General features: G+C 72.0%; 5 protein-coding genes, 5 tRNA genes and 1 pseudogene. 8 read left to right on the top strand and 3 right to left on the bottom strand.

Features of this window, described 5'->3' with window-relative positions:
- Positions 1 to 66 (bottom strand): annotated as a pseudogene (locus AB0P35_RS24085) (roadblock/LC7 domain-containing protein); the annotation flags it as partial.
- A gap of 10 nt (positions 67 to 76) precedes the next feature.
- Entirely contained in the window at positions 77 to 3,541 is a 3,465-nt protein-coding gene (locus tag AB0P35_RS24080) for a nitrate- and nitrite sensing domain-containing protein (RefSeq protein WP_363513986.1), read from the bottom strand.
- Positions 3,542 to 4,083: 542 nt separating this feature from the next.
- Between AB0P35_RS24080 and AB0P35_RS24075 the strand changes: the two genes are divergently transcribed.
- From AB0P35_RS24075 to AB0P35_RS24040, 8 genes are all read left to right on the top strand, one after another.
- Positions 4,084 to 4,305 carry a hypothetical protein gene (locus AB0P35_RS24075; RefSeq protein ID WP_363513983.1) on the top strand — a complete coding sequence of 74 codons (222 nt, stop codon included), beginning with the start codon at positions 4,084 to 4,086 and terminating at the stop codon, positions 4,303 to 4,305.
- A 181-nt stretch (positions 4,306 to 4,486) separates the two neighbouring features.
- Complete coding sequence (locus tag AB0P35_RS24070) at positions 4,487 to 5,287, top strand: fumarylacetoacetate hydrolase family protein (RefSeq protein ID WP_095873047.1); 801 nt, start codon at positions 4,487 to 4,489, stop codon at positions 5,285 to 5,287.
- Positions 5,280 to 6,785: a glutamate--tRNA ligase gene (gene gltX / locus AB0P35_RS24065; protein ID WP_363513980.1), complete on the top strand. Its 1,506-nt coding sequence runs from the start codon at positions 5,280 to 5,282 to the stop codon at positions 6,783 to 6,785. Before AB0P35_RS24070 ends, gltX begins: the two co-directional genes overlap by 8 nt.
- Positions 6,786 to 6,960: 175 nt before the next feature.
- A tRNA-Gln gene (locus AB0P35_RS24060) sits at positions 6,961 to 7,032 on the top strand.
- 21 nt (positions 7,033 to 7,053) lie between these two features.
- A tRNA-Glu gene (locus AB0P35_RS24055) sits at positions 7,054 to 7,126 on the top strand.
- Between the two features lie 36 nt (positions 7,127 to 7,162).
- Positions 7,163 to 7,235, top strand: a tRNA-Glu gene (locus AB0P35_RS24050).
- Positions 7,236 to 7,259: 24 nt separating this feature from the next.
- Positions 7,260 to 7,332, top strand: a tRNA-Glu gene (locus tag AB0P35_RS24045).
- A 4-nt stretch (positions 7,333 to 7,336) separates the two neighbouring features.
- Positions 7,337 to 7,411 (top strand) — tRNA-Gln (locus AB0P35_RS24040).
- Positions 7,412 to 7,551: 140 nt separating this feature from the next.
- Here the strand turns inward: AB0P35_RS24040 and ndgR are convergent.
- Positions 7,552 to 8,265, bottom strand: coding sequence for an IclR family transcriptional regulator NdgR (gene ndgR / locus AB0P35_RS24035; protein WP_030275730.1), 714 nt, complete (start codon positions 8,263 to 8,265; stop codon positions 7,552 to 7,554).
- Positions 8,266 to 8,462 lie beyond the last annotated feature (197 nt).

Genomic DNA, 8,462 nt, shown 5'->3' with positions numbered 1-8,462 from the left:
CACCCCGGGGGTGTTGTCCACGAAATTGGTGATCAGCCAGTTCAGGTTCTGTGCGGCCTGGCTCATCTGACTCAACTCAACGCTCCTGGTGGTTCTGGCCGAAGCCGTCGAAGCCCTGCTGCTGGCGGCCGGAGGTGTTCTGGCCCTGACCTGCCTGGCGGCCCTGCTGGATGCCGCGGCGCAGGTTGGTGAGCCGGCCGCGCACCTCCTCCGGGCTGCGCGAGACCTGCGGGCCGGTCAGCGGCGCCGACTCGGCGGTGCCGGAGACCAGGTTGGCCTGCGGGGTACGGCGCGGCAGACCCGAAGTGGTCAGACCGCTGGTCGAGGGCTCGCGCACCTGCTCGGCACGGCGCCAGCGCTCGTCGTTGGCCGACGGACGCCACGGGGCGTCCGGGGCCTCGCGGAGGCGCGGCTCATCCTGCGGACCGGGCCGCTGCGGCGCGCCCTGCGGGCTCGGACGCTGCGGGCCCGGACGCTGCGGGCCGGCCGGCTGCTGCGGCGCCTGCGGGCGCTGCTGCTGACGGGGACCCTGCGGGGCCTGCTGCTGGCGCGGAGCCTGCGGGGCCTGCTGCTGCGGGGGCTCCGGCGCCGTGGTGCCGGGACGCTGCGGCTGGTACTGCTGCGGGCGCGGGCGGGCCTGCTGCTGCGAGGAGTGGCCGCCGTCCTCCGGGCGGAACCACTGCTGGGTGTCCTCCCGGCCGGGGCCGGTCGGCAGCGCCATCGGCTGCTGCTGGGGCTGCTGCTGCGGCACCTGCTGCCCGAACGGCTGGCCGCCGGGCTGCTGCGACGGGTCCGGCAGCACCGGCTCCACCAGGCCGAGGCCCAGCGGGTCGCGCGGGTCGATGTCGCTGGCCTCGAAGCGCGGCCGGCCGAACTGCACCGTGGACTCGACCGCGTTCGGCTCGGCCGGGCCGGCCTGCGGCAGCGGCGCCTGCGGGCGCTGCTGGCCCTGCGGACCGGGAGCGGCCGGCCGGCCGCCCTGGCCGGGCCGGCCGGACTCCGGGCGCGGACGCTCGGGCATCGGGGCACGGCCGCCGGGGCCCTGCTCCGGGCCCGGGCCGCGGCGCGGCAGGCCGCCCTGGGCACCCGGACCACCGGGGCCGCCCTGGACGCCGGGGGCACCGGACGCGCCCGGCACCCGCCGGGCCTGGCCCAGCAGACCCTGCGGGGCCTGCTGGCCCTGCTGGGGCTGGTTCTGCTGGGGCGCGGGGCTCTCGTGGAGCGCCTGGCCGACCTCGCGGGTCGGCAGGCCGCCGCCCGGACGGCCGCCCTGCGGCTGCTGGGGCGCACCGCCCTGCGGGCCCTGGCCGAGCTGCGGACGGGCCGGAGCACCGGCCGGGGCCTGGCCGAGCGCGGCGGCGGCCCGGCCGGCGAGCGCCTCGGCGGCACTGGCACGGCCCTGCTGGCGCGGGGTCGGGCCGAGGCCGCGGCCGGACTTGCCGGCCTGGGCACCGCCACCGGGACGCTGGCCGGGGCGGCCGGCGGAGTTGGTGACGTCCACCGGGAGCATGACGAGCGCGGTGGTGCCGCCGGAGTCGCTGGGGCGCAGCTGGATGCGGATGCCGTGTCGCAGGGACAGGCGGCCGACCACGAAGAGGCCCATGCGGCGGGAGACGGAGACGTCGACGGTGGGCGGGCTCGCGAGGCGCTCGTTGATGTCCGCGAGGTCGTCCGGGCTCAGGCCGATGCCGGTGTCGTGGATCTCGACCAGCACGCGGCCGTCGGGCAGCGCGTGGCCGGTGACCCGGACACGGGTCTGCGGGCTGGAGAACGAGGTCGCGTTCTCGAGCAGCTCGGCGAGGAGGTGGACGAGGTCGTTGACGACGCGGCCGGCGACCTCGGTCGACGGCACCGCGGCGAGTTCGATGCGCTCGTACTGCTCCACCTCGGAGGCGGCGGCGCGGAGCACGTCGACCAGCGGGACGGGGCGGGTCCAGCGGCGGCCCGGGTCCTCACCGGCGAGGACGAGGAGGTTCTCACCGTTGCGGCGCATACGGGTCGCCAGGTGGTCCAGCTTGAAGAGGCTGGCCAGCTGGTCCGGGTCGGCCTCGCGGCTCTCCAGCTCGGAGATGAGCGACAGCTGGCGCTGGATGAGGCCCTGGCTGCGGCGCGACAGGTTGGTGAACATCGCGTTGATGTTGCCTCGCAGCAGGGCCTGCTCGGCGGCGAGGCGGACGGCCTCGCGGTGCACCATGTCGAACGCAGAGGCCACGTGGCCGATCTCGTCCGCCGAGTCGACGCCGACGGGTTCGACGGTTACGTCGACGTCGTGCGGGTCGCTCTCGGAGAGGGTCTTGACCAGCTCGGGCAGTCGCCGCTCGGCGACGTCCTCGGCCGCGGTCTGCAGACGGGTCAGCGAGCGCACCATCGAGCGGGCCACGATCGCGGCGCCGGCGATGGCGACGATGAGGACGACGGCGATCAGCGCGGCGTTGACCAGCGCCTCGGTGTCGGCGTCGGACTGCAGCTTCTGGGCCTTGCCGTCGAGGTCCTCGAGCAGCTGGGTCTCGATCCGCTGCTCGGCGTTGATCTTGACGCTGGCGGCGTCGTACCAGTCGGTGTAGGTGCGCGGGTCGGTCTGCCGGATGCCGTTGGTGTTCAGCACCTGCTGGGTGTACCGGTCGGTGTCCGCGATCGTCTGGTTGAAGCTCAGGCTGGAGCGCTTCTTGCGGGCCTCTTCGTCACCGTAGATGGCGGTGAAGTTCGCGAGCGCGCTCTCCTCGGAGACCTGGAGGCGGATGCCGAAGGTCTCGTCCGAGGGGGAGAGGTCGGCCTTGCCGGGGCGGGCCAGCGCGGCGGAGATCAGCGCGCGCTGCATGGACGCGTTCTCCTTGGACAGCGCGAACTGGCTGAGCGCCCGGGTGATCTTGATCAGCTCGGTCGAGTTCGACGCGATCGCGATCTCCTCGGTGATACCGATGAGACCCTTGATGATCACGTCGTAGTTCAGGACGGTGGCCTGAATGTTGTCGATGTTGGTGTACGCGGAGCCGCGCGCCTCCGACAGCTGGTTGAGGTCCTTGCGGACCTGCAGCAGCAGCGCCTTTCCACCGGCGAGGTCGAGCTCGTCGAACTTGTCGGCACTGGTGGCGAAGGCCTTGCTCAGCTGGTCGGTGTTCTTCTGCGCGTCCTGGACGTCCGGGTCCTGCCGCTCGTTCGGCTTGGCCGTCAGCGGGCCGGCGCTGATGTCGCGCTCGGTCTCCAGGGCGTCGGCCAGCGCGGTCGCCCGACGGGCCAGGTCCGCGAGGTCGGTCATCTGGGCGAGCTGGCGGGAGTTCTCCATCGAGGTCTGCACACGCAGGCCGCCGAGGACGAGCGCGACCATCACGGGGAGCAGCAGCAGCGCGATCAGGCGCGTACGGATGCGCCAGTTGCGCAGCGCGAATCTGTTGAGGCCGGTCGCCCGGCGGTAGTTGAGCGTGCTGCGCAGCCGCGACCGGCCGGATTGCCTTCCGTCCGTGTCGTGGCCGTCCGTGATCGTGTCGTCGGCCGGCTCGGCGGTGCCGCCGGCCGGCCTGTCGGCCTGGCCTGCGGTGGGCACTGCCTGGTGTGGGCCGGCCACTGGCTCGCGCGACTCCGGGTCACCCGCGGCGCCGCTGCCCCTCTTGAAACGTCCCTGCACTGGCGTCGCAACCTCTGGACCGGGCGCCCCTCCCCGCTGGCGCGGAGGGGGACGGTGTCGAGTTTTTCCGTGGCATTCCAGCACAGCGCGAGAAGTCCAACAAGGGCCGTTATGACTCGGTGTCCTGAGCTACCGACCGCGCGCAGGCTCTCACGGTCTGTGCGGTTACGCGCTGGTAATACGGCTCTTTTCGGACACGCAGCACCCTTCGGCCGACTGGCCGGAGCCCGGACATGTGCAACCAATGTCCGAAATGGGTGCTATGTCGGAATTCACGAAGCGTCCCGAATGCCCAAAAAGTCGCCACCGGCTTGGCAATTGTGACCAAAGTCACAGGTTAATGTGTAGCTTTGGTCACGGCTCCTATGACAGGAGATCCTTACCCTGGGCGGGGCCGCGGAGAGCCTTCCCGGGCCCGCACCCCTCCAAAAGTCCCCTCGTGAAACCAAGGTGTCCCGCCCATGTCCCAGCCGACGAAGGCCCCGATGTCCACGCTCGACAACCGGGCCACGGCCAACCCGCGTCGGACCACGCTGGCCTCCGTCGAGGACTTCGCCCAGCTCCCCGGCGCGGTCGCCTCCCAGCAGCCGCGTGAGTACACCTCCGAGCTGCCCGGCAGCACCGCCAACCCGCGCCGCACCCAGCTGATGGTGGCGCCCGCGCCGCGCCCGTCGCAGGACTGAGCGCGCACGCAGTCGAAGACGCGCACTCGAGAACGCGCACGCGAAAAGGGGCGCCGACCGCCGCGGTCGGCGCCCCTTCGCGCGCCCCGGGCGCCCCGCGGCCCCGCGCCCACCGGGCCGGCGGCGCCCTGCGCGATAGCCTGGGAATGATCGAGCAGGTCACCGACCGAGAGGCTGCAGGGTGCGTATCGCCAGGTTTTCCGTCCGGGAAGGGAGTCCTGCCGCGGGCAGCGTCTCCTTCGGCGTCGTCGAGGGCGATGCCGCCCAACCTGATTCCCTGGTGGTGCACGCGCTGGCCGGCCACCCCTTCGGGCCGCCGCAGCTCACCGGCGAGAGCTACCGGATGCAGGACGTCCGGCTGCTGGCGCCGATGCTGCCCAACAAGATCGTCGCGGTCGGCCGCAACTACGCTGCGCACGCCGCGGAGCTCGGCAACGAGGTCCCGGACGTCCCGCTGACCTTCTTCAAGCCCTCCACCGCGGTCGTCGGCCCGACCGAGGCCATCGCCTACCCGCCGTTCTCCTCGGACGTGCAGCACGAGGCGGAGCTGGCCGTGGTGATCGGCCGGATGTGCCGAGAGGTCCCGGTGGACCGCGTGCCCGAGGTGATCTTCGGCTACACCTGCGCCAACGACGTCACCGCGCGCGACGTCCAGCAGCGCGAGGGCCAGTGGGCCCGCGCCAAGGGCTTCGACACCTCCTGCCCGCTCGGTCCGTGGATCGAGACCGAGCTGGACCCGTCGGACCTGGCGATCACCTGCACCGTCAACGGCGAGCTGCGGCAGACCGGCCGCACCTCCCTGATGGTGCGTTCGATCCCCGAACTGATCGCGCACATCTCCGAGGCGATGACGCTCCTGCCGGGCGACGTCGTCCTGACCGGCACCCCCGCGGGCGTCGGTCCCCTGGCCGTCGGCGACGAGGTCGCCGTCTCCGTCGAAGGCATCGGCACTCTCGCCAACAAGGTGATCAAGCGTGGCTGACTCCGCCTCGGGCCCGGACATCCGGGTCCGCTTCTGCCCGTCCCCGACCGGCAACCCGCACGTCGGGCTGGTCCGCACCGCCCTCTTCAACTGGGCCTTCGCCCGCCACCACGGCGGCACCCTGGTCTTCCGGATCGAGGACACCGACGCGGCCCGCGACTCCGAGGACTCCTACAACCAGCTGCTCGGCGCGATGCGCTGGCTGGGCTTCGACTGGGACGAGGGCCCGGAGGTCGGCGGCCCGCACGCGCCCTACCGGCAGTCGCAGCGGATGGACGTCTACGCCGACGTGGCGCGCAGGCTGCACGAGGGCGGCCACGCCTACCACTGCTACTGCTCCACCGAGGAGCTCGACTCCCGACGCGAGGCCGCCCGCGCCGCCGGGAAGCCGTCCGGCTACGACGGCCACTGCCGGGAGCTGACCGAGGACCAGATCGCCGTGTACCGGCTGGAGGGCCGCACGCCGATCCTCCGCTTCCGGATGCCGGACACCCCGCTCGCCTTCGACGACCTGGTGCGCGGCCAGATCGTCTTCGACCCCAAGGACGTGCCCGACTACGGCATCGTCCGGGCCAACGGCGCCCCGCTCTACACCCTGGTCAACCCGGTCGACGACGCCCTGATGGGCATCACCCACGTGCTGCGCGGCGAGGACCTGCTCTCCTCGACGCCGCGCCAGATCGCCCTCTACGCGGCGCTCGCCGACATCGGCGTCGGCAGCGGCGCCACCCCGCGCTTCGGCCACCTGCCGTACGTGATGGGCGAGGGCAACAAGAAGCTCTCCAAGCGCGACCCGCAGGCCTCGCTCAACCTCTACCGCGAGCGCGGCTTCCTGCCCGAGGGGCTGCTCAACTACCTGGCGCTGCTGGGCTGGTCACTCGCCGAGGACCGGGACCGCTTCTCCATGGCGGAGATGGTCGAGGCCTTCGACATCGCCGACGTCAACGCCAACCCGGCCCGCTTCGACCTGAAGAAGGCCGAGGCGATCAACGCCGAGCACCTGCGCGCCCTCGACCCGGCGGACTTCGTCGCCCGACTGGTGCCGTACCTGCAGGGGGCCGGCCTGCTGCCGGCCGAGCCCACCGCGCACCAGCTCGACCTGCTGGCGAAGGTCGCCCCGCTCACCCAGGAGCGGATGGTCGTCCTCGGCGAGATCGTGTCCATGGCCGGCTTCCTCTTCGTCGACCCGGCGGACTTCGCCGTCGACCCGGACGACGCCGCCAAGGCGCTCGGCGCCGACGCCCGCCCGGTGCTGGAGGCCTCGGTCAAGGCCCTGGCGGAGCTGGCGGACTTCACCCCGGACGCGATCCAGGCCGCGCTGCGCGAGGCGCTGGTGGACGGCCTCGGGATCAAGCCGAAGTTCGCCTTCACCCCGCTGCGGGTCGCCGTGACCGGCCGGCGGGTCTCCCCGCCGCTGTTCGAGTCGATGGAGCTGCTGGGCCGCCCCGAGACGCTGCGTCGCTTGACGGCCGCTCTGGAGGCCGTGCCGGCCTCCTGAGGCCGCCCCGCCCGCCTGCGGCCCCGGTGCGCTGACCAGGGCCGCAGGCGCCCGGCACCCTGCCTGCGGTTATCGATTTTGGAGCCGGGCCTGGCGTCGGGTAATGTTCTTTCTGCGCCGCCCGGGCAGGGAGGCGCGAGACACCGAGGAAGGCCCCGCAGGGGTTGAACTCTGGTGGGGTATGGTGTAATTGGCAGCACGACTGATTCTGGTTCAGTTAGTCTAGGTTCGAGTCCTGGTACCCCAGCGCAGTACAGCAGTAGTGCAAGCCCCCGTTGTGTAGCGGCCTAGCACGCCGCCCTCTCAAGGCGGTAGCGCCGGTTCGAATCCGGTCGGGGGTACGCAGTTTCTTCGAAAATTGCACAGTGAATGAGTATGCCCCCGTTGTGTAGCGGCCTAGCACGCCGCCCTCTCAAGGCGGTAGCGCCGGTTCGAATCCGGTCGGGGGTACTCAGCGCCACCTCGGTGGTGCGGGCCCCCGTTGTGTAGCGGCCTAGCACGCCGCCCTCTCAAGGCGGTAGCGCCGGTTCGAATCCGGTCGGGGGTACTTTTGGGGTATGGTGTAATTGGCAGCACGAGTGATTCTGGTTCATTTAGTCTAGGTTCGAGTCCTGGTACCCCAGCCAATAAGCTCCGGGTGACCGGGGCTTTTTTGTTTTTCCGGATCCTCCCGGCGTTTTCCGTTTCCAGTCGGCATTTTCCGTCGCCAGCCGAAAAGGGCCCGCTCCGCGATGTGCGGAGCGGGCCCTTTTCGGCTGTGTGCCGCTCAGCCGCGGCGGAGCGCCTCGGTGAGGCGGTTGGCCGCCTCGATGATCGCCTGGGCGTGCAGCCGGCCCGGGTGGCGGGTCAGTCGCTCGATCGGGCCGGACACCGAGACGGCGGCCACGACGCGGTTGGAGGGGCCGCGGACGGGCGCGGAGACGGACGCGACACCAGGCTCGCGCTCGCCGATCGACTGGGCCCAGCCGCGGCGCCGCACGCCGCTGAGCGCCGTCGCGGTGAAGCGGGCGCCCTGCAGGCCGCGGTGCAGGCGCTCCGGCTCCTCCCAGGCCAGCAGGACCTGGGCGGCGGAGCCGGCCTTCATCGGCAGGGTGGAGCCGACCGGAACGGTGTCCCGCAGACCGGAGAGCCGCTCGGCGGCGGCGACGCAGATGCGCATCTCGCCCTGGCGGCGGTACAGCTGGGCGCTCTCGCCGGTGACGTCGCGCAGGTGCGTGAGCACCGGCCCGGCGGTGGCGAGGAGGCGGTCCTCGCCCGCCGCGGCGGAGAGCTCGGCGAGTCGGGGGCCGAGGATGAACCGGCCCTGCATGTCCCTGGTGACCAGGCGGTGGTGTTCGAGTGCGACGGCGAGTCGGTGGGCCGTGGGCCGCGCCAGACCGGTGGCGGCGACCAGCCCCGCCAACGTGGCGGGGCCCGACTCCAGTGCGCTCAGCACCAGAGCGGCCTTGTCGAGAACGCCGACGCCGCTAGTGTTGTCCATGTCTCGATACTGCAGTCTCAGTGGGCGAGACGCAAGTTCAATCTTCCGAGAAAAGCGCCACTCTTGAGGCAGCAGCCCGGGAGACACCCAGGATGGACCCTCACCAAAGCGTCCACATCCTGGACAGACGATCCGGCGTGCAGGTCGCGACTCCGCAGCGAGCCTCACCAGGGCGGCTCGGGAACAGACCCCGACGA

This window comes from Kitasatospora sp. NPDC085879 (assembly GCF_040686255.1).
GTDB lineage: Bacteria > Actinomycetota > Actinomycetes > Streptomycetales > Streptomycetaceae > Kitasatospora.
The sequence above is the reverse complement of the archived record's forward strand: the minus strand, read 5'-3'. Positions and strand labels throughout refer to the sequence as shown.

What these genes read in the sequence shown, in the direction of transcription:
- ndgR (WP_030275730.1), bottom strand. Translation starts at nt 8,265, where the DNA reads ATGGACAACACTAGCGGCGTCGGCGTTCTCGACAAGGCCGCTCTGGTG.
- AB0P35_RS24075 (WP_363513983.1), top strand. Translation starts at nt 4,084, where the DNA reads ATGTCCCAGCCGACGAAGGCCCCGATGTCCACGCTCGACAACCGGGCC.